This window comes from Lacrimispora sphenoides JCM 1415 (assembly GCF_900105615.1).
Lineage (GTDB): Bacteria > Bacillota > Clostridia > Lachnospirales > Lachnospiraceae > Lacrimispora > Lacrimispora sphenoides.
In genome coordinates, this window is sequence record NZ_LT630003.1 from 3673035 (window position 1) to 3693918 (window position 20884).

Consider the following 20884-nt stretch of genomic DNA (forward strand, 5'->3'; position numbering starts at 1 on the left):
TCTCACCAGCCCTTAAGTATGCAATGCCTGGTCCGTAACAAAATCACAAAAAGCCCTTTTTCCGGCCACGTTGCATTCTTCCTGACAATTTGATAAAATGAAATTATCTTACATCGACAGAAAGGATGATGTTATGGCCAGAAAAACAGTACTCATCACCGGAGCTTCCCGGGGGATCGGAAAAGCTATTGCTTTTAAATTTGCAAAAAAAGGATACAACGTGGTCATTAACTGCCTCCACAGCGAGGACCGTCTTGCGCAGGTTAAAAAGGAGCTGGAAGCTTATCAGGTAACTTGTCTTTCCTGCATGGGGGACATGGGAGACATGGACCAGTGCCAGGCTCTCTTTGAACAGGTGCGCAAGCAGTTTGGCACACTGGATGTCCTCGTTAACAACGCAGGCATCTCCTACATCGGGCTTTTACAGGATATGAGCACAGATGCCTGGGACCGGATTGTCCGCACCAACTTAACATCAGTATTTAACTGCTGTAAGCTGGCCATTCCCGGAATGGTTGAAAAAAAGCAAGGAAAGATTATTAACATCTCTTCTGTATGGGGAATATCAGGTGCCTCCTGCGAAGTCGCTTACTCCGCCACAAAGGGCGGCATCAATGCATTTACAAAGGCTCTGGCTAAGGAGCTGGCTCCAAGCAATATCCAGGTCAACGCTGTTGCCTGCGGTGCCATTGATACGGAAATGAATCAATTCCTGGAGGAAGATGAATTAATTGATCTCATCGATGGAATACCGTCAGGGCGGCTGGGAAAAGCAGAGGAGGTAGCCGATCTGGTATACCACCTGGGCTATAAAAATTCTTATCTGACCGGACAGGTCATCGGCCTTGACGGAGGCTGGCTTTAATATAACATCCCTTAGTAAATCATATGTTGAAAAACCCCTGGTGTATACTGAAACCATGGAGTAGACAGGAATGCACTGACGTAATTGGCTTTTTTTGATTCATAAGATAATTTATGAAGGAATCCTTATTAGTACCTGGGCACTAATAAGGATTCCTTATGTAGATTCATGATACTGCGATTGATTCGATCCTCTCAGTGAAACGTTTGATTAATATTTATATTCAGATAAAATAACCTCTGGTTTATCGGCATCCGTTTCCTCAATCTTTTTCCAGTTTGTTAACAGCTCCAACAAAGCATCAATTAATGCCGTCTCCTTCAGATGGGCATAATTTTTATAATAATCAAAGGATTCCTTTCTTCCGTTTGAGATCAATACATAATCTGCCAATTCCGATATGGGCGATTGCCGGTATCCGGTGATGGCCATCATCTTAAGGCCTTTCTCTTTGGCCAATTCCATCCCCTGTATCACTTGTCTGGAACTTCCAGATTGAGAAATTGCTATAATAATATCTTCTTTATCAGCAAGATTCACATGATTTAAAAAATATTCCGGTGAGATATCATTGGTGCATTTTACACCCAGTCTCCCTAACCGGAAGCCCATATAAAGTGCAAGCGGGGTTGTATTTCCTACCGCTAAAATATGAGCCTGTTTACATGACTTTATCAGGTTCACGCAGGACTTCATATCTTCTTCGTTAATACTTTCTGCTACCGCTGTTAATGAATTCACATACTTTTGGAAAATTTTCATTACTGGATTGGGAGTATTCTGCAGCTCTTCAATTTCTTCTCCTTCCTCTCTTCCAACATCTTTAGCCAGCATCAAACGAAACTGATAATATCCCTTATACCCCAGATGATGACACATACGCACAACCGTTGCATCACTCACTCCGCTAGCCTTTGCCAATTCAGAAACATTTGCATCTACTGCTTCCTGCGGGTGTTCCAGAACATAATCTGCCACTTTCTTCTCTGCCGAGAAAATTTTTCCATAATTATCCTTGATCACATCTAGTACAGGTTTGTCTAGCATCATGTCCCTCCCTTCTTATCTACTATATTGCCGTAAATTACACCCTTTTTCAAGCTTTTTATTCTAAACACATCTGGACACCTGCAACAAAAGAATCCCCCAATCCAATGGTATACTTTGGTTTGTCAATGTATTTAGACGGAACTAAAATGACCTCGCAGGTAAAATGCTCATTTAATATTAATTCCCTGTATCTGATTCCTTTTTCACTTAATGGCAGCTTTATAACTTCTCCGATCTGCTCTTTTGTTCCATACCAGCCATTGACCGCTTTTGCAGTCGCCAGTAGGTTGCCAAGCATTAAGCCTTTTTCAATGTCTGCATTCAACGTTTTTCCAAGATACATAGAATAATTCTTGGTATGTACAATAACCCCTTTTTTTACAGAATATCTTTCCTTTATATAAGATGCTCCCCTGATACAGGAAAAGATATCATCGGTTACTATGGGAAAATCATACATGTTTAGGGTATATTCCAATTCTTCTTCATTTAAGCTCAAAATATCAATGTATGGATAAAGTGTTTCCAGGCACAGCTGCCGAACCTCCTTATTATGGTAATGTGCATCTTCAAAATAGATAATCCCATTTTTATTATTTGCTTTATATTTTTTGATATGCTCTTTTACATAAGCCAGCCTTTGTTCTAAAATATCTTTATCCTGAATGGCATTAAAGCTTGACAGAACATTGCTTTTAATATCTGCAGCATGAGCTTCTATGTAGGAAAAATAGGAAGCCGAGAAGGGAAGCATCTCATTTACCGTAATTTTGGTTATGATCAGCCGATTTGATGTTGGAATTGTAATCTTCCGTCTGTTAAGACAGATTATATCACCCTTTTTAAATTGAATGATGTAGTGTATTTCCTGCTCCGCTGTCTGCTGGATCTGATCCGTATGAACCATTACTCCTTCTTTGGAGACCGTATAAATATATGGGGAATTTAAAATATCACATACTTCTTTCGAATCATCCGTCAAATGGACGATGGAAGGACATCCTACTGCAGCCAAAGCCATGGCCCCCTGGGTTGCAGTTCCGCCCATGCCCTCTTTTATTGCAAAAGTATCCCTGATAATATGGAAATCTGAAATATCTACTTCTCCGCCGATCCCATGCCTGCAATAAAATACAATAGTTTCTAAGAATTCCTCCATGCTGGTTATCTCTTTTGCCGCTTTCATTTTGACCAAATCAGCATTCGGAAGATATCTGTTCAGAAGTTGATTGAATATTTCTATTTGAAAATCACACAAAACATCCAGATTACTCGTGTAACCCAGAGCTGTAAAAGCATTGTTTTTAATTCTGGATCCAATCAGCAGCTCCATTTTTTCGTATGTTTCAATATATTTTTCCTCGATCTTCACGCTATCCCCTGCCTTCTCCTGCTATCTGTTTTTCTTAAATCAGCTTTGCCCCATAAAATAAAAACTTTATATTTCTATTTTACAGGGCAATGAAACGATGTCTGATTAATAAAGTGCAGCCTTTCCATTTGCCTTAAAAAGACGGATCTTGTGATACGCCACTTCTTTCATGGCTTTCATGCAAGGTGGTTCAATCATATTTGGTTCTCTCAGGCTGTTATCTGACAAAACTTCTCTCATTTTATTATAATAAGCCACTTTGATATCACTGGAAATATTGATCTTATTTACCCCCAATGTTACTGCTTCCCCAATTTCTTTATCCGGATTATTAGATCCTCCGTGAAGCACTAGCGGAATCGTTACTTTTGACTTGATCTCTTTTAATAAATCCAGCTTTAATTCCGGTTTCATGCCAGCAGGATATAATCCGTGGCATGTTCCTATTGCAATTGCCAGTGTATCAACACCTGTTTCTTTTACAAACGTTACAGCATCATCCGGCTTTGTATAAATAATTATCTGATTATCTGTTTCTGTAGAATCGGTTGTACCAATTGTGCCAAGTTCGCCTTCTACAGATACATTGGCTGCATGTGCTGCTTCACATATCTTTTTGCATAGAGCAATATTCTCTTCAAAGGGAAGACTTGAACCGTCAATCATAACAGATGTATATCCTGCCTGAATCGCTGCCATGACCTGCTCAAAAGAAGCACCGTGATCCAGATGAATGCAAACCGGTATATTTGACTTATAAGCCCTCTGTCTTATTGCGGAAATGACATCTACCCCAATATGGCTCAGCTCATCCGGATGGATTGAAATAATAACCGGTGCATTTTCTTCTTCTGAAGCCTCCATAATTCCATTTAACATCGCATAGGAGCTGATGTTAAATGCAGGTACCGCAAAATTGTTTTCGTTTGCAACCGTTAACAGTTCTTTCATGTTTAACAGCATCGTTTTTTCCTCCAATTTTTTATTAGATTTCCGTTTCCGGATAATCATACGTATTAATTTTTTACAGCTCCCGCTGTCATTCCGGCAATAAAGTACCGCTGGAAAAACAAAAACAGGATCAATACAGGTAAGGAGCCTAATACACTCATTGACATCATTTGATTCCACTCATATGCATGCTGCCCCATCAGCAGGCTAATGCCCACCGGTACGGTACGCATTTCATTTGTTTTCGTTAATGCCAATGCAAACAAATATTCATTCCAGGCCTGCATGAATGTATACATTCCCACCGAAACCAGGCCAGGTATTGATACAGGAACCAGTACTGTCCAAAGAGCCATAAACCTTGAACCGCCGTCAATCATTACAGCTTCATCCAAATCTTTCGGAAGAGTATTCATATATCCGGTGATCATCAAAATCGCATAGGGCAATGTAAACAGCATATACGTCAGTATCAATGCACCAAATGTATTGTATAATTTCAGGCTGACAATCAGGCTTAAATATGGAATCAAAAGGGTGATCGGGGGTACTGCCTGCACACTGACAATGACTGTATTAATAACACCTTTTCCTGGAAAATCAAAACGGCTGAAACTGTAAGATGCAAGTATTCCAATGATCAATGTAAAAATCACTACAATTAATGCAATGCAGTAACTATTGATAAAGAATCTGACTTTTTCAGGATTATGAAAGATTGAAATATAGGCGTTCAAGCTAAAACTCTCTGATATCCATGTTGGCGGCCAAGCAAAGATTTCCGCATTAGGCTTAAATGAACTCAGCAGCATCCACAATATAGGGAATCCGGAAAAGAATGCTCCGGTTATCAGAAGGATCATAATTAGTGTTTTTATGTACCACTTTTTCTTTCCTACCATAATCAATCCCTCTCTCTCTGATGCCGCACATAAAAGACAGCTATGACAGAACATACAACCAGTAAGATCACTGCTGATGCAGAAGCCTGGGAATATTGATATTTACTAAATCCCCTTTTATAAATAAAAGTACTTATCATCTCTGTCGCATTAATTGGTCCCCCGCCTGTGGTCATCCAAATCAGGGCGAATTGCTGTATCGTCCACACAAAATCCAACATTAACAAGCTAATAATAATAGGTTTTAATTGAGGGATTGTAATGCGGAAATATTGTTGTACTGCATTTGCACCGTCAATTGCCGATGCTTCATAAAGATCTGTGGGGATCCCCTGAAGTCCTGCCAGGATACTGACCATATAAAATGGATAGCCTGCCCATATGTTTATCAAGGTTACTGAGAACAGGGCGAAATTCCGGGAACCAAGCCATTCGATCTGTGACGACGTAAGATTTGCAATTTGTAACAGGTAGTTGATAATCCCATTGGGATTCATCATCATTTTCCATAATATTGCGATAACCGATGCTGTAAACATCCAGGGCAGTACGTAAATCACTCTGAAAAATGCTTTCATATTAATTCCTATATAACTTGTATTGAGGAGTATGGCAAACAGCATTCCTAAAAGCATGTGCATCACTACACTGGCACCAACAAAAAACAATGTGTTTTTGACTGCAACAAAAAATGTTTTGTCTGATAATATCATGACGTAATTCTTTAAACCAACGAACACAGGATCCTTTATGATAATAACATTGTCAAAAAAAGAATATCGGACCACCATACAGATCGGGATAATCAACAATAAAAGCATAAGCACAATTGTTGGCAGGAGATATAAGTATGGTTCACATTTCTTTTTCATGGTCTGTGACATCTTACCGCTGCTTTTCTTTTTTATCATTTCTCTTACCTTAGCCAACTCACCCATCCCCTCCTTCTTAATATCAGGCTGCACGATCCCATCATGCAGCCTGTCTCGTCTTTACTTAAATGCTCCCTCCCAAATCTCTTGTGTTGCAGACAGCATATCTGCTGCCGCTGCCGTATCGCCGTCAATATACAGCTGTAATTGCTCATCAAACTGTCTCATTAATTCTTCTGAAGTCGGAAGTCCCGTAAATTCATTGATTGCATAACACTTTTGATATAATTCATATGCTTCTACAAATAGCTCGTCAGCTTTCGAATAATCCGGATTGGCATTTACATTTCCGGGAAAGGCATTTGCAAATACTGCAAGTTTGGCATTTACCTCGGGACTCATTAAATATTCCACGAACTTCATGGCCTCAGCTTTATGGTCACAGTTTTCTGCAACACCGATTCCCCAGTTAGCCACATCCATACCACTCTTTCCTGTATAGCCTTCTTTTACCGGAACAGGCATAAATTCAAAGTTCAAGCCAGGTGCTTCTTTCTTAATTGTTGTTAAGTGTGCCAGTGAATCTGTCATAAATGCAACACGGCCATTTGTAAACTCTTCTACCATATCTGCTTCTTTCATAGAATAAGCACCTGGTGCAACGACTCCTGCATCAAATAAATTTTTCACAAAATCTACAGTATCTGTCATAAGTGGATTATCTGTCAAAGCCGGTTTCCCATCTTTCAGCATAGTTCCGCCAGAAGCCCATAACCAGCTCATGAAATTGTTCTGAATACCGCTTGGCGATTCTGTTGATAAAGGGATTGCCCATCCGGCAACACCTTTATTTGCCGCCGCAACCTTTTTACAGGCTTCCGCAAATTCCCGCCATGTCTTAGGAACCTCCGTAATACCTGCTGATGCCAATAAATCTTTATTCACGTACATGGGATATGCAAAGTTAACAACCGGGATCATATATGTATTTCCGTCTACCTTTATCTGATCAGATAATTGTCCATCATCATAACCGTCTGATGACATCAGCTCCGTCATATTTGCAATGGAACCCTGTTTTGCAAAATCATACACCCAGGCTCCATCAAGACCCACTACATCTGCCATGGTTCCTGCTGCTGCGCCTGCCGCAATCTGTGTCTTGGTATCTGCATAAGGATTGCTTAATAATTCGATTTTAACCCCTGATTGTTCTGTAAATCCATCACAGATCTCCTTAAGGACACCGTCAGGCAATTCTACGCCCCACCATTGCTGAAATTCCAATGTAACATCGCCCCCGCTTGTTACGCTTTCTGCTGTTGTCTCTTGTGCACCAGCTGCCGGCTGTGCTGTTTCTGACTGTGTGGTCTTTGTTGGCTGGCTTCCGCATCCAATCAGGCTGACCGCCATACCTGCTGCCATCATGGCAGCCAGACTTTTTTCCATAAATTTGCTCACTTTCATTTATGTAGCCCTCCAAATACATGATTCGTATTCATTACTGAATACATTATATGTTTACAATTGCATTGTATATGAATATTTATTTCACGTCAATATATTTATGTAATAATATTTCTTTTCGGAATTTTTGCTAATTATTACTTGGATACACCATATTATCGCATATTATTTTGTGCTAATTATACACATTCGTCTATTTCCTCTTTATAAGTTTAACCTTCACGAAATCTATTTTCACAAGTGCAATAAAGAATGTATATGGAAGCCGGAAAAAGCCTGCTCCCGGCAATGGAGAGCAGGCTCTTTCCTTTATCCGCTGCCAAACTGCCGGCAGACTCTATGAATCAAAAAAACACCCGGAAAGAGATTTTCTCTTTCCGGGTGCCCTGATTTCTTAAGCTTGTGCTTTTTCCACCTGAACGATAGCAGTCTTCTGCATAGGAATTCTGCAGTTCTTATTGTTGCCGAACTCTACGATAACCGTATCATCCGTCATATCAATGATGACACCATAAAATCCACTTGAGGTCAAAACGCTGTCTCCGATTGCAATGTTTGCAAACATCTCCTGCTGTTTCTTTTTCTCTTTCTTCTGTGGTCTGATTGCAATAAAATACATGAAGCCAAAGATCACTGCGATATAAATGACCCAAAAGCCCACGCCCATGGTACCGCCTGTTGCTGATAACATAACCATTTCCTCCTTATATAACGATCCGCCGCCTGCTTGTCTCTCTTTTTAGGTAGTCTGACCTGCCATCATACCCGAAAGCTTCTGCTCCTTGTATTCCCCATAACGGTGGTTCTCGATTGCGTCGCGGATCTCTTCCATCATTGTATTATAAAAATACAAATTATGCAATACACATAATCTCATGCCAAGCATTTCTTTTGCCTTTAATAGATGCCTGATATAGGCTCTGCTGTAGGAACGGCAGGCCGGACACCCGCAGCCCTCTTCGATCGGCCTGTGATCCAATTCATATTTGGTATTAAATAAATTCATTTTGCCGTGATTGGTGTATACGTGTCCATGGCGGCCGTTTCTTGACGGATATACACAGTCAAAAAAATCCACGCCCCGGTCTACGGCCTCTAAAATGTTAGCGGGAGTTCCTACACCCATTAAATAGGTGGGCTTGTTCTCCGGCAGATAAGGTACCGTCTCATCTAAGATCCGGTACATCTCCTCATGGCTTTCTCCTACTGCCAGTCCACCCAGGGCATAGCCGTCCAAATCCATGGCGGATATGGTTTTTGCATGGGCGATGCGGATATCCTCAAAGGTTCCGCCCTGGTTGATGCCGAATAACAGCTGGTCCTTATTTAAGGTATCCGGCTGGGAATTAAGCTTTGCCATCTCAGCCTGGCATCGTTCCAGCCATCTGGTGGTGCGGTCTACACTGTTTTGCATGTATTCCCTGGTAGCCGGATGAGGCGGACATTCGTCAAAAGCCATGGCTATGGTAGAGGCCAGATTGGACTGGATCTGCATACTTTCTTCCGGACCCATAAAAATCTTACGTCCGTCTATATGGGATTGAAAGTATACGCCCTCCTCCTTTATTTTCCTTAAGCCGGTCAGGGAGAATACCTGAAAGCCACCGGAATCCGTGAGAATTGGACGGTCCCAGCTCATAAACTTATGAAGGCCGCCAAACTCTCTGATTAATTTATCGCCGGTTCGTACATGAAGATGATAGGTGTTTGACAGCTCCACCTGGGTTCTGATCTCACGGAGATCATCCGTGGAAACAGCCCCTTTAATGGCTCCCACCGTACCCACGTTCATGAATACCGGAGTTTGGATGGTGCCATGAACGGTGGTTACTTCTGCACGCTTTGCACGTCCATCCTTTGCAACGATCTTATAATTCATCTGATTTCCCTATTCCTGCCCAGGTTCACTGGGCATAAGAGTATTGTGTTCTCAATCTTCCGCTAAAGCCGCCTTAATCATGATGGCAGATTCGATCCGTTTCTTCTGCATTTCGCAGCCGATATCATATGCATCCGTGATACTACCGTGGAAGTTGTGGGAGTTAGCCGCACAGCCTCCGCTGCAGTAAAACCTTGCAAAGCAGTCCCGGCATTTGTCCTTTGCATAAACATTACAAAGCTTGAACTCATCGCGGATCTCTAAATTAGTCACGCCTGTATCCACGTTGCCAAGAAGGAATTTTTCCTCACCGACAAACTGGTGGCATGGATAAAAGTCTCCCCATGGAGTCACCGCCAGATACTCGGTTCCTGAACCGCAGCCGGACAGGCGCTTAGCCACACAGGGGCCCTGGTTTAAATCAATATTAAAATGGAAAAAGTTAAACCCTTTTCCTTCCTTCTGCCTTTTAATGTATTCCACAGCAAGATCGTCATACTCTTTCAGGATTTGAGGAAGGTCTTCCTCCCTGATGGCATATTCTTCTTCCGGCTGTGCCACCACGGGCTCTATAGACATACTTTTAAAACCGAGATCAGCAAATTCCAGAACATCCTTTGCAAAATCCATATTATGGCGGGTAAAGGTTCCTCTGATGTAATAATCCTTGGTTCCTCTAAGTTTTGCAAACTTCTGGAATTTGGGAACGATCAGCTCGTAGCTGCCTTTCCCATTGCGGAATGGGCGCATATTATCATTGACCTCTTTCCGTCCGTCAAGGCTTAAGACCACATTGCTCATTTCCCGATTGCAGAATTCCATGATCTCATCGTTTAACAGCACCCCGTTGGTAGTCATGGTAAAGCGGAAGTTCTTATTATATTCTTTCTCTTTTTTGCGTCCGTATTCAACAAGCTGCTTTACTACGTCCCAATTCATGAGCGGTTCTCCGCCAAAAAAGTCCACTTCTAAGTTTCTTCGGTTCCCGGAATTGGCGATAAGAAAGTCCAGAGCCTTTTTTCCCACTTCAAAGGACATCAGCGCCCGTCTGCCATGGTACTCCCCTTCTTCCGCAAAACAATATTTGCAGGCAAGGTTGCAATCATGGGCAATATGTAAGCAAAGAGCCTTTACCACTGTCTGCCGCTTTTTAAAGTCCACCACATAATCGTGATATAAATCCTTTGTAAACAGCTCTCCCTTATCGATCAGATACTGGATTTCCTCCAGCGCTTCTTCTACTTCTGTCTCTCCATATTTTTCAGAAAGACGGATTCGTACTTCTTCTCCTACCTCTTTGTCCAGGGCCTGGGCCTCTTCCATCTCCGGTACCATGCCTGCGGCGATCTCTACGGCCTCATACATGACCGGATCCACAGAGTGAACGGAGCCGCTGTTGACATCCATAATAATATGGAAGCCATTGTTGATATATTGATGAATCACTTGTATTCTCCTTAATTGAAAAGATTTAACCGACGATTGGTTTTGGGCAGACAAGCGAAGGAACCCCTACCGTCATTACGACCGTAGGGGCATCTGCTTATCTGCCTTATGGCTATTCTATACAGTTAAAATAATTAACGGTTGCTGTTCTCGCAGCTCTGGTTTCCTACTGTACAGGATGTCTTGCAGGCTGACTGGCAGGAAGTCTGGCATTCGCCGCAGCCGCCTTTCTTCATAGACTCTTTTAATGTACTGGAATTTAAGGTCTTTACATGCTTCATAAACTTACACCTCCTGTATTTGTCTAATTCTTTGAGATTATACCACATGTTTTAGACGAGTGCAAGATGAATTGCCCCAGGGAGCCTGATAAGAAAGGATCAATTTTATTGTTAGGACATCCATGAATATCATCCACACCCCAAGAATATACTGAACCAGAAGACAAGATATAAGGAGTATTCAAATGGAAAAATCAAAGCTTCAGGTCACACTAAGAAACCTTCTTATCACCTACATACTGACCGGAATCTTGCTGGTAGTCCTGGCCTTAGCACTCTATAGATTCCGGCTGAAGGAAGGACAGATACGCCTGGGAGTCAATGCGGTTTATATTATCGCCTGTCTCTTTGGCGGAGTCTTAATGGGAAAAAGTGTACGGCATCGAAGATTCTTCTGGGGCCTTTTGTTGGGACTTCTATATTTCCTGGTGCTCTTGGCCGTATCCTTTTTCTTAAACAAGGGATTAAATGGCTCTATGAACCAGCTCCTCACAACCATGGCCATCTGCGCAGTAAGCGGCACCGCGGGGGGGATGCTTAGCTGACGGAAGGGTTTTTCGGGAAATGAAAGGGAGAGCAGAAGCAGCAAGCTTCCCTCTCCCTTCTTTCCCAGCCTTCCGGTAAAGCCTGCGAAACCGCCGGCCAACCAAAAGCTTAATGAGGCAAATACATCCGAACCTTATCGATTCTGTTTTTGTCCAATTCATCTACAACAAGGCGGATTCCGCCGCAGACAACCTCTTCCCCCTGTTCCGGGAGCCGGTCAAGCTGTCCGATGATCAGGCCGCCGATGGAATCATAATCATCAGACTCCAGTTCAAGGTCCAGCCTGTCATTTAAATCATCAAGCTTCATAGAGCCTTCTACCAGATATTCAAAGGGCTCCACCTCAACCAGTTCATTTTCTTCATCCTCGTCATACTCATCCCGGATCTCTCCGACGATTTCTTCCAGTAAGTCTTCCAGGGTTATCATTCCTGCCGTCGCTCCGTATTCATCCAAAACGATGACAACGTTATTGCAGGTTTGGCGCATCTCCAACATAAGTTCCGCAGTTTTTTTATACTCGTATGTATAGAGCGGCTCTCTTAAAAAATTCCTGGTATTGAAATCATCTGTCCTGTCGACAAGAAGCAGATCCTTCATATTGATGATTCCAATCACATTGTCACTGGTTTCCTCGTATACCGGAATCCTGGTGTACATCTCCTGCCGGAAAATATCGATCAATTCATCATAGGCGGCATTAACCTCTACCAGAGTCATGTCAATACGGGGAATCATAATATCCCGCGCCACGGAATCACCAAAATCAAACACATTATTAATTATCTTTCTTTCTTCTGATTCTATTACGCCTTCCTCATGGCTCACATCTACGATGGTCCTCAGTTCATCCTCTGTGATCGGCTCCTGCTTCCGGTTCGGGTTTACATGGATAAAGCGCAGAAATCCTGATGAAAGAATTCGAATCACATAAATGACCGGTGTCATGACAAACATAAAAGCATAGATTACTTTTGCATATTTTAAAGATATTGGTTCGGAATATAAGGTAGAAATGGTTTTCGGTGAGATCTCACCAAATACCAGAATGACAAGCGTAAGGATACCGGTCCCAATGCCTATTGCCTTATTGCCCCAAATGTTCATAACCAGTGTGGTGGACATGGAAGAGGCAGTTAAGTTTACCACATTGTTACCAACTAGAATCGCACTGAGCATCTTACCCTGGTTCTCTAAAATCTTAGTCAGAGTAATGGCATTCTTATCTCCTGCCTCGGCTAAATTCCGCACCCTGATTTTATTCACCGTAGTAAGCGCAGTCTCAGCCGATGAGAAAAATGCTGATAATGCAACTAAAATAAATAACATAAGCAACTGTATATAGTCACTCGAATCCAAAAAGACCAACTCCTGTTTTGTAATATTTTATCATTGATTCTACAATAGAAAAGCGGCCGTGTCAAGAAGACAGCCGCTTTTTTACGTATTTACTGCCCTCGCTATCTTAGCATGAAGGGATTCCCGCAAGGTGATACATTTTATCGTTCTTTAAAAGCCTTAATGATTTCTACTATAAGGATAATTCCGGCTCCCAGAAAAATGAACAGGTCACCCAGATTGAACACTACTTTTTTTAGCTTTCCATACTGAATGCTGAAATAGTCCACTACATAATGACGAACCAGCCTGTCGTACAGATTGCTGGCCGCACCTCCCAGGGCAATGGACAAAGCAAGTTTTTCTAAAATGTTCCCTTTTCTTTGAAGAAGGCTTGCCAGCATTCCTCCGATAAATGATGCCACTGCCAGGGGAATCATCTGCACCATAGACGGATGATCCTTAAAATAGCCGAAGGAAAAACCGGCATTATGATTCTTATGCAGCAGAATTTTTCCGCCGCTTCCCTCCAGTTCCTTAGGAAAGCCGGCTTCTTCCTGATCCTCAATGGCGCTTTTTATTAAAAGATCCAGGGCAGCCAGCAATGCAATGATACCGATAAATACCATGACCCACACTCCTTCCGTCCTTATTATCTCCACTCTTTTGTATTTTTTATCCCTTACCCAGCAATTCCCGCTTCATTAACATCTCATCTGAATGAGAGGACCGCCGTTCTTATCTAAGTAAGCTCTCGTTATGACCACTGATCCAATGTTGGGATCCTTAGGAACCTCATACATGATATCAAGCATGAAATTTTCTATAATGGCTCTTAGGGCTCTTGCTCCTGTCTTTTTCTTAAGAGCTTCTTCCGCGATCCATTCAAGTGCCTCATCCTCAAATACCAGATTCACCTCATCAAGCTCCAAAAGCTTTTTATACTGTTTCAAAATAGCATTTTTCGGTTCTTTTAAAACACGGACCAGAAGCTCCTTATCTAACGATTCCAGGGTTACCGAAATGGGCAGGCGGCCTAAAAATTCAGGAATCATGCCGAATTTGCGTAAATCCTCATTGGTCACGTGAGACAGGATATTGGGATCCTTCTCGTACCGGTCTTTTAATTCTGCGGAAAAACCAATGGATGACTTTTCCTTCAGCCGCTCTCTGATTATATCCTCTAAGTCCGGAAACGCTCCTCCACAGATGAACAGGATGTTCTCGGTGCTCACCGCTGTCATCGGAGTGAGAGCATTTTTCTGGTTTGAGCCCACCGGGACCTCCACACTGCTCCCCTCTAACAGCTTTAATAACTCCTGCTGGACAGACTCTCCGCTTACATCTCTGCTGCTGGTGTTCTTCTTTTTTGCAATCTTATCAATCTCATCAATAAAAATTATGCCCCGCTCCGCCTTTTCCACATCATTATCAGCCGCCGCAAGCAATTTGGAAACCACACTCTCTATGTCATCGCCTATGTATCCGGCCTCCGTAAGAGAAGTGGCATCGGCAATGGCCAGGGGAACGTCAAGAAGCTTTGCCAGGGTTTTAACCAGGTAGGTTTTTCCGCTTCCGGTAGGACCGATCATTAAAATGTTGGATTTTTCTATCTGAACATTCCCTTCCTCATCCCCCTTTTTGGAATCCGCCAGATAAACCCTTTTGTAATGATTATAAACTGCTACGGAAATCACCTTTTTGGCCTGTTCCTGGCCGATGACATATTCATCTAATTTCCTCCGGATCACATGAGGCGCCGGAATATCTTTTAAATTAAGTGCCTGCCCCGGCTCCTTTTCCGATCTTTTTTTCACCCTCTGCTTATTAGGTATCTCAAGATCTTTTTTGTCTAAGCTTCCCAGATCGCTGAAATTCAAATTCATATAAGGCATATTCTGAATCTTAGTTATATCAAATCCGCCCTGTGTTACGGAATCAAATGCTTTCTGCATACAATCATGACACAGATTCATGCCTCCGGGCATGGAAACCATAGGTCCTGTCACATTCTCCGGCCTGCGGCAGACATAGCAGACTTTTTCATACTCATCTTCGTCTTTTTTCTTTTTGCCGCTGTCATTGCCGCGGGCAACTGTATCTTCCATTTTCTCTTCCGGAAAATCTTTCTCGTCCAAATTGTAATCTCCTTCTATCTGTAATTATGCACCGCATACCAGATTATTATAAAGCATTTAAAAGTCTCTTACAAGTGCGGGCCAGGAATTTAGATTTTTTTAATGAGTTGAAATTCATATAATCCTAAAACAGCAAACCAATATGCAAAAATATAGCGCTGAATACTCTAAAAATAAGTACTCAGCGCAATTAATTGAATGATTGCCCGTTCTATGTAATACATTTCCCTATTCTGCCAGAGCCGCACCCAGTGCTTTGCAAGCTGCTGCAGCCTCTCCGTCAGGCGCTTCATTGCAGATCACACTATCGCAGGCAAGCTCCACACCCGCGTCTTCACAGGTCTTTTCCCAGGATCGCATCCATTCGCCGTCGCCCCAGCCATAGGAACCGAACAGGGCAATCTTTTTTCCTGGAAGCTTCGATAGGCAGGAAGAAAACATAGGTTCAAATTCACTCTCCTCCAGAACCTCCGCCCCCATGGCGGGGCAGCCAAATGCAATGGCATCCAGAGAATCAATCATGGAAGCTTCAAATTCGGAAGGGGTGAGTATGACCCCGTCTGCACCCTTTTCTTTTACTCCCTCCAATACGGCATCTGCCATTGCTTCGGTGTTTCCGGTTCCACTCCAATAAACTACTGCAATTTTACTCATGATGTATAACCAACCTTTCTCAATTAATCCTTCTATATCAAACGGCTACGGCGAGCCGTTCAACAGCTGTGCCTTTTGACCACTGTGTAAAATAGGTTTCCGTACATTTTTTGTATCGGTTAAAGGTTTGTACCGCTTTTTCCTCGTCGCCGTATACCTTCCAGCATCCGATGCATTTACAGTGACAGGCCTTGTTGTCGATGAAGCCTTGAACGTCCTCCGGCGGATAGCCAAGAAACAAACCAATTTCATGAGGAAATCCAGAGCAGGTGCGCAGCCTGTCCACAAGCTGAACCACACAGCGCTGGGAGTTTTCAAAGGAATAGCCATATTGCTTCAGCAAGGCGGAAGCATACCCATCCGACAGATCCCGTTTTAAGTGGCTGGGACGATAAAGGTAGATCAAAGCCCTCTGTTTGTAATAGCGCAGCGGTAAAACCCGGATCCCTTTTGGCGCAAGCACACGGTTTAGCCGCCTCACCTCATTTTGGATTTCTTCTTTGGAACGGCAAGGGCAGGAAAACAAACTCCCCGTTTTTATCCCGGCAAGTGTCGGTGCACAGTGCCTGATCAGCATTTCTTCTGACATATTGCTCCCTCCTATCCAACGTGTTCTACCAGAATACTTTTCAGCGCCGACATGGAGCTGGAATGGGAACGGGCGATTATGGTATCCAGTCCCTTTGTCTCACTTAATGCACAGCGAACCATTTTATGGGACATGGTGCTGGTAAAAAGCACCAGCAAATCAGGCTTGCCGATTTTATTTTTCATCCCGCCCTTTAACTCTGTAAAGACCTTTGCGCAACAGCTGTATTCCTTGCATAGTTCTTTATATTGGCGTACCATGCACTCATTTCCTCCAACGATAACTACGCTCATGCAATTACCTCCAATCCTTTAGTTAGTACGCACTAACTATGTATGAAAAGATATGCGCCCGAAGACGCTGTGAATTAGTAAAAGAAATCAAACACCATATCCCCCGCTTGTAAGGGCAAACAGCCTTCCTCTCTTATATATCCGGTAAGAAGAAGGGCCATTGGTTTTGTGTGTGGTTAGCAGCAACTAACTAAATATTACAATACTGGAAACACCTGCATTTGTCAAGCATTTATTGAAAAAATAGCCATCTTTTTCATAAGGCTGTTTTAAAATCCATTGAGCCGGCCCATTTTTAAGTACAAAAAATCTCCCCAGGCCCAATCAATGAACCTGGAGAGACTTTATTCTTCTTAGCCCTGCTGCGGAACCTCTGCCGGCCTGTTGCCGAGCGTAATATCTACATTCCTTTCTACATACTGTCCGTTTTCAACAGACTGGACAGTAAGAGTCACGGTGGTTCCTCCTTCATAATATTTAAGCATGTTTGTCAGGTCATCGTAAGTCTTAATTCCCTGGCCGTCAAACTTGGTAATAATATCTTTTTCCCGCAGTTCAGACTTGGAAGCAGCTCCGCCTTCTACGATCTTATAGATGAACACGCCCTGAGGCATACCAAGCTGCTGGCTTGTAACTGCATCAATATTCTTGCACTGGATACCTAAATATCCCTGGTTTGCATCGGTAACCTGAGTTCTGGTCTTTCTGGTCATCAGGGTATCAATGATATCCTGAGCTTTGGAAATGGGGATCGCATAGCCCATACCCTCTACTTCAGTAGAAGAATATTTGGCTGAATTGATACCGACCACCTCGCCGCGCATATTTAACAGAGCCCCGCCGCTGTTACCGGGATTAATAGCCGCATCGGTCTGAAGCAGATCACGGCTTGTGCCATCTTCAGTCTGTACGGAGCGGTCAAGTGCGCTGACATAACCTACGGTTACGGACTGTCCATAACCAAGAGCATTGCCGATGGCGACAACTCCCTGACCAACCTTTAAGTTATCGGAAGTTCCAAGAGAGGCAATAGCAATCTTTGATAATGTATCTGAAGAAATATTTTTTAACGGAACTGCGATCACTGCTAAGTCGCTGTCTGCATCCGTACCCTTAATGGAAGCATCTACGGCTACTTCGTCAATAAACGTAACCTTTAATTCCTCCGCTCCCTGTACGACATGGTTATTCGTTACGATTAAAAGTTCATCGTCGTTCTTGCCGACAATGATACCGGAGCCGCTGCCAACCCCTTCTCTCTGCATAGGGCCGAACCATGTCTGGCTTTCATAAACCATCTTGCTGGTAATTGCAACTACGGATGGCATGGCTTTGTCTACGATGGCTGAAACATCATTAGCGGCGGTAATGCTGGAAGTGTTTGACGCCTGGACTCCTGATTCGCCGGTGGAAGAAGGAATGGTTTCCGCCTGGCTGATCTCCACAGGGTTTTTACTTCCATAAGCTCCGGCTGCCCAGTTGATCCCAACCATGGTGCTTCCGGCAACCACACCAAAGACAAGTGCTCCTCCAACAAGGCCGGCTGCCTTCTTTGCAAAGCCGCCTTTTTTCTTAGGCATTGCTTCCTCCTGGAATGCATTTTGCCCTGCTGCCCTGTGATACTGGAATTCCTGATAATGAGGAATATTCTGCTGCGCTTCATAAGAGCTGTGAGTCTGGGGCTGGGGCTGAGCCTGGCTGCTGCTATCGGAATCCTGGGCACTGGATTTTTCTAAATCCGGATCCCTCATAATAAAATTTGTGGTAACAGCTTCTTCTTTATGCTCTTCAGGATTCATGCGGCCTGTGTCTTTTTTCTCATCTTCGTCATACATAGAATCTATCTCCTTTCATGTATACCTGTTATTTCTTTTGATAATCAGAGTCTATCAATGAATTGTGACCATTTTGTGATAAAATTATATTGAATATGTGAAAAGAAAAAAATCCCCGCATCAGCGGCCTTTTTTATCGTCAAAGCCCTGTCTGCGGGGTATTCATCTTTTATTTACTTAGGTTGGGGGCTGAACCACAATCGGAACATCCGAATTCCCGCCAGTCGTCGGGTTGGAAGGATAGGATGCAGTTGTTTCTCCCGGTCCTCCGCCTGGTCCTGCTGAGGTTGTCTGCGGAGCCGTTGTCTCGTTAGGTGCTGTTGTCTGGCCTGGTCCTGGTCCATGAGGGGATGTAGTCTCCTGTTCACTGGTTGAAGGTAAAGGCTTTGTTTCCCCTGGCTTCGTTGATCCGGTCGTTGTTTCTGAAGGCTTTGTTTCCCCAGGCCTGGTTTCCTTGGTCTCACCCGTACTGCTTTCTGAGGAGTCCGTAGGCTTACCTGGTTTCCCGCTTCCATCTGTAGCTCCTGTTGAATCTTCCTGTGCGGAAGATTCTTCTGCAGCAGTGGTTTTCTCCGGTTTCGTCGTTTCTGTGGGCTTCTTTGAGTCATCGTCTTTCGTGCTGTTGGTCGAGGTGCTCCCTTGTTTATACATACCGGTATCAGCGGCTATTTTAGCACTTATTTTTTTTACCATGTCCGAAGGCTCATAGTCTTCCTTATCAAAAAGAAGCTTATGGAGTTCGGAAACATTGGATTCCAAGGTCTGAGGGATTACGCAGTCTCCTCTTTTTCCTACCGTCATATCACCACGGGTAAATGGAAAACCACCTGTTTTGCCGATATGATACTTGCCGATATCCAAAAGCAGCTCCGTAAAGTCACTAAAGGTAAGGTTTGATCCTATCTGGTCTACCTCCATCAACAAGATCCTGTTAAGAAGTCCAAGGTCAGCTTTCTTTGCTTTTTCAAAGGTTTTTTCTATGACAAGGCGCTGGCGCTCTGTTCTTTGAAAGTCAGTATCCATTTTTCTCAGTCTGGCATAGGCAACTGCCTGCACACCATCTAAATGGTTCATTCCTGCTGACTTTAAATGAACCGAAGGCACACCTGTTTCTTTTACAGTTTCTGTGATAAAGGAATTGATGTAACGAAATTCTGGTTTGGTAATTTCAATGTCTACTCCACCCAGCATATTGATTCCGTCAGCTACCGATTTCCAGTTAAAGGTGACGAATTCCGTGATATCCAGATCAAGATCCCGGTTGAGGGCAGCCAGTGCCTGTGCGGCTCCCCCATTGGCATAGGCGGCATTTATCTTATTATAAGAATATCCTTCTCCAATACTCATGTATGTATCACGGTAGACGGATACAAGCCTGATCTCACCCGTATCTCTGTTAATATTGCAAATCATAATTAAATCAGAGTTACTTCCTTTATTGATATTCCCATCACGGCCGTCAAGACCAAATATGGCAATGGTGCGATAACCGGTCATATGCTGTTTCTGTATAGGAGACAGGATATCATTGCTTACCTGGTTTTTATTAAAATCATCTGGTCTTTGGATGGATCCCATCAGTCTGGCTACATAAGCGTAGGCGAAAATTCCTGCCAGTGTAAAGATTTCAAGAACCACCATAAGAATGATACGTCTGATTTTTCTCTTTTTTCCAGCCTGAGCCGCTGACCGGCTGGCTGCCACATTTTTATCCTGCCCCGGCACTCTCTGCTGCTGCTTTGTGCCGCCGTCTCCTATAACAATCTGGCCTCTTGATGAACTCTGGCTATTTCCCGAGGAAGTCCGGCTTCCGGCAGATCCCTGACCGTTGTCTAAGGCAGCCCTGCCTCCTGCTGTTCTCTGGCTATTTCCTGAAGCAGTCCGGCTTACCGCTGCTCCCTGGCTAATACTTGCGGCAGTACGGTTTGCCGCTGCTCTCTGGCCATCTCCTGAAGAAACACGGTTTCCCGCTGCTCTTTGGCTATCTCCTGAAGAAGCACGGTTTCCCGCTGCTCTTTGGCTATCTCCTGAAGCAGCACGGTTTCCCGCTGCTCCATGACTTCTACCTGGACCGGCGACCGATGAGGACTGTCCTCGAAAGGCTGCCTGGCCGTCACCGGATGATTGTCTGGACCGGTCAGCGCTCCTGGTTCTTTCCCCAGTCCCGCCTCTCCTTACAGACGCATCATCAGCCTTTTTTGGTAAATCATGACCATCTGCTGCCTGATTTGACCTGTCGTATTTCTGTTCCTGATAATTTTCATAATCATCATCCAGGTAGTAATCTTCATCAGAAGGATCTGGTTTTGAGTTGAAACCGCGCTTTCTTTTCCTAATATCCTCGCGGCCTACTTCATCGTCAAATTCATTTCTCATTTATTTAACCTCATCCTAATCGTGTCGTAT

20 protein-coding genes are annotated in these 20884 nt (G+C 43.5%); 2 read left to right on the forward strand and 18 right to left on the reverse strand.

Going from position 1 to position 20884, the window contains the following annotated elements:
• Positions 1–133 precede the first annotated feature (133 nt).
• Positions 134–865: an elongation factor P 5-aminopentanone reductase gene (gene ymfI, locus BMX69_RS16705; RefSeq protein WP_100042969.1), complete on the forward strand. Its 732-nt coding sequence runs from the start codon at positions 134–136 to the stop codon at positions 863–865.
• Positions 866–1075: 210 nt separating this feature from the next.
• On the opposite strand, the gene BMX69_RS16710 is transcribed toward ymfI, so the two are convergent.
• The 10 genes from BMX69_RS16710 to scfA all read right to left on the reverse strand — a co-directional run bounded on the left by BMX69_RS16710 (position 1076) and on the right by scfA (position 11085).
• Positions 1076–1915, reverse strand: coding sequence for a MurR/RpiR family transcriptional regulator (locus BMX69_RS16710; RefSeq protein WP_330387456.1), 840 nt, complete (start codon positions 1913–1915; stop codon positions 1076–1078).
• A gap of 55 nt (positions 1916–1970) precedes the next feature.
• Entirely contained in the window at positions 1971–3287 is a 1317-nt protein-coding gene (locus BMX69_RS16715) for an ADP-dependent glucokinase/phosphofructokinase (RefSeq protein ID WP_100042971.1), read from the reverse strand.
• Between the two features lie 105 nt (positions 3288–3392).
• On the reverse strand, positions 3393–4250 hold the full coding sequence (locus tag BMX69_RS16720) for a ketose-bisphosphate aldolase (protein ID WP_100042972.1): 858 nt from the start codon (positions 4248–4250) through the stop codon (positions 3393–3395).
• A gap of 53 nt (positions 4251–4303) precedes the next feature.
• Positions 4304–5140 carry a carbohydrate ABC transporter permease gene (locus BMX69_RS16725; RefSeq protein WP_100042973.1) on the reverse strand — a complete coding sequence of 279 codons (837 nt, stop codon included), beginning with the start codon at positions 5138–5140 and terminating at the stop codon, positions 4304–4306.
• Positions 5141–5142: 2 nt separating this feature from the next.
• Positions 5143–6069: a carbohydrate ABC transporter permease gene (locus BMX69_RS16730; protein ID WP_330387457.1), complete on the reverse strand. Its 927-nt coding sequence runs from the start codon at positions 6067–6069 to the stop codon at positions 5143–5145.
• A 63-nt stretch (positions 6070–6132) separates the two neighbouring features.
• Positions 6133–7479, reverse strand: a complete 1347-nt coding sequence (locus BMX69_RS16735; protein WP_100042974.1) for an ABC transporter substrate-binding protein — start codon at positions 7477–7479, stop codon at positions 6133–6135.
• A 394-nt stretch (positions 7480–7873) separates the two neighbouring features.
• Positions 7874–8170 carry a preprotein translocase subunit YajC gene (yajC, locus tag BMX69_RS16740; protein WP_085961456.1) on the reverse strand — a complete coding sequence of 99 codons (297 nt, stop codon included), beginning with the start codon at positions 8168–8170 and terminating at the stop codon, positions 7874–7876.
• Positions 8171–8218: 48 nt separating this feature from the next.
• Entirely contained in the window at positions 8219–9358 is a 1140-nt protein-coding gene (gene tgt / locus BMX69_RS16745; RefSeq protein ID WP_100042975.1) for a tRNA guanosine(34) transglycosylase Tgt, read from the reverse strand.
• 51 nt (positions 9359–9409) lie between these two features.
• Entirely contained in the window at positions 9410–10804 is a 1395-nt protein-coding gene (gene scfB / locus BMX69_RS16750; RefSeq protein WP_100042976.1) for a thioether cross-link-forming SCIFF peptide maturase, read from the reverse strand.
• A gap of 134 nt (positions 10805–10938) precedes the next feature.
• Positions 10939–11085, reverse strand: coding sequence for a six-cysteine ranthipeptide SCIFF (gene scfA / locus BMX69_RS16755; RefSeq protein WP_002601553.1), 147 nt, complete (start codon positions 11083–11085; stop codon positions 10939–10941).
• A gap of 185 nt (positions 11086–11270) precedes the next feature.
• Here scfA and BMX69_RS16760 point away from each other — a divergent pair, with 185 nt between their 5' ends.
• Positions 11271–11630: a TIGR04086 family membrane protein gene (locus BMX69_RS16760; RefSeq protein WP_025229983.1), complete on the forward strand. Its 360-nt coding sequence runs from the start codon at positions 11271–11273 to the stop codon at positions 11628–11630.
• Between the two features lie 109 nt (positions 11631–11739).
• On the opposite strand, the gene BMX69_RS16765 is transcribed toward BMX69_RS16760, so the two are convergent.
• The 8 genes from BMX69_RS16765 to BMX69_RS16800 all read right to left on the reverse strand — a co-directional run bounded on the left by BMX69_RS16765 (position 11740) and on the right by BMX69_RS16800 (position 20854).
• On the reverse strand, positions 11740–12990 hold the full coding sequence (locus BMX69_RS16765) for an HlyC/CorC family transporter (protein ID WP_100042977.1): 1251 nt from the start codon (positions 12988–12990) through the stop codon (positions 11740–11742).
• A gap of 140 nt (positions 12991–13130) precedes the next feature.
• On the reverse strand, positions 13131–13598 hold the full coding sequence (locus BMX69_RS16770) for a signal peptidase II (RefSeq protein ID WP_100042978.1): 468 nt from the start codon (positions 13596–13598) through the stop codon (positions 13131–13133).
• A gap of 75 nt (positions 13599–13673) precedes the next feature.
• Positions 13674–15107, reverse strand: coding sequence for an ATP-dependent Clp protease ATP-binding subunit ClpX (gene clpX, locus BMX69_RS16775; RefSeq protein WP_100042979.1), 1434 nt, complete (start codon positions 15105–15107; stop codon positions 13674–13676).
• A 228-nt stretch (positions 15108–15335) separates the two neighbouring features.
• On the reverse strand, positions 15336–15761 hold the full coding sequence (locus BMX69_RS16780) for a flavodoxin (RefSeq protein WP_054790264.1): 426 nt from the start codon (positions 15759–15761) through the stop codon (positions 15336–15338).
• Positions 15762–15798: 37 nt separating this feature from the next.
• On the reverse strand, positions 15799–16350 hold the full coding sequence (locus BMX69_RS16785; protein WP_100042980.1) for a DUF3793 family protein: 552 nt from the start codon (positions 16348–16350) through the stop codon (positions 15799–15801).
• 11 nt (positions 16351–16361) lie between these two features.
• Positions 16362–16643 (reverse strand): DUF2325 domain-containing protein, encoded by a 282-nt coding sequence (locus tag BMX69_RS16790; protein WP_054790263.1) that lies wholly within the window; start codon positions 16641–16643, stop codon positions 16362–16364.
• 353 nt (positions 16644–16996) lie between these two features.
• Positions 16997–18478 (reverse strand): S1C family serine protease, encoded by a 1482-nt coding sequence (locus BMX69_RS16795; protein WP_100042981.1) that lies wholly within the window; start codon positions 18476–18478, stop codon positions 16997–16999.
• Between the two features lie 177 nt (positions 18479–18655).
• Positions 18656–20854 (reverse strand): LCP family glycopolymer transferase, encoded by a 2199-nt coding sequence (locus BMX69_RS16800; RefSeq protein WP_100042982.1) that lies wholly within the window; start codon positions 20852–20854, stop codon positions 18656–18658.
• Positions 20855–20884 lie beyond the last annotated feature (30 nt).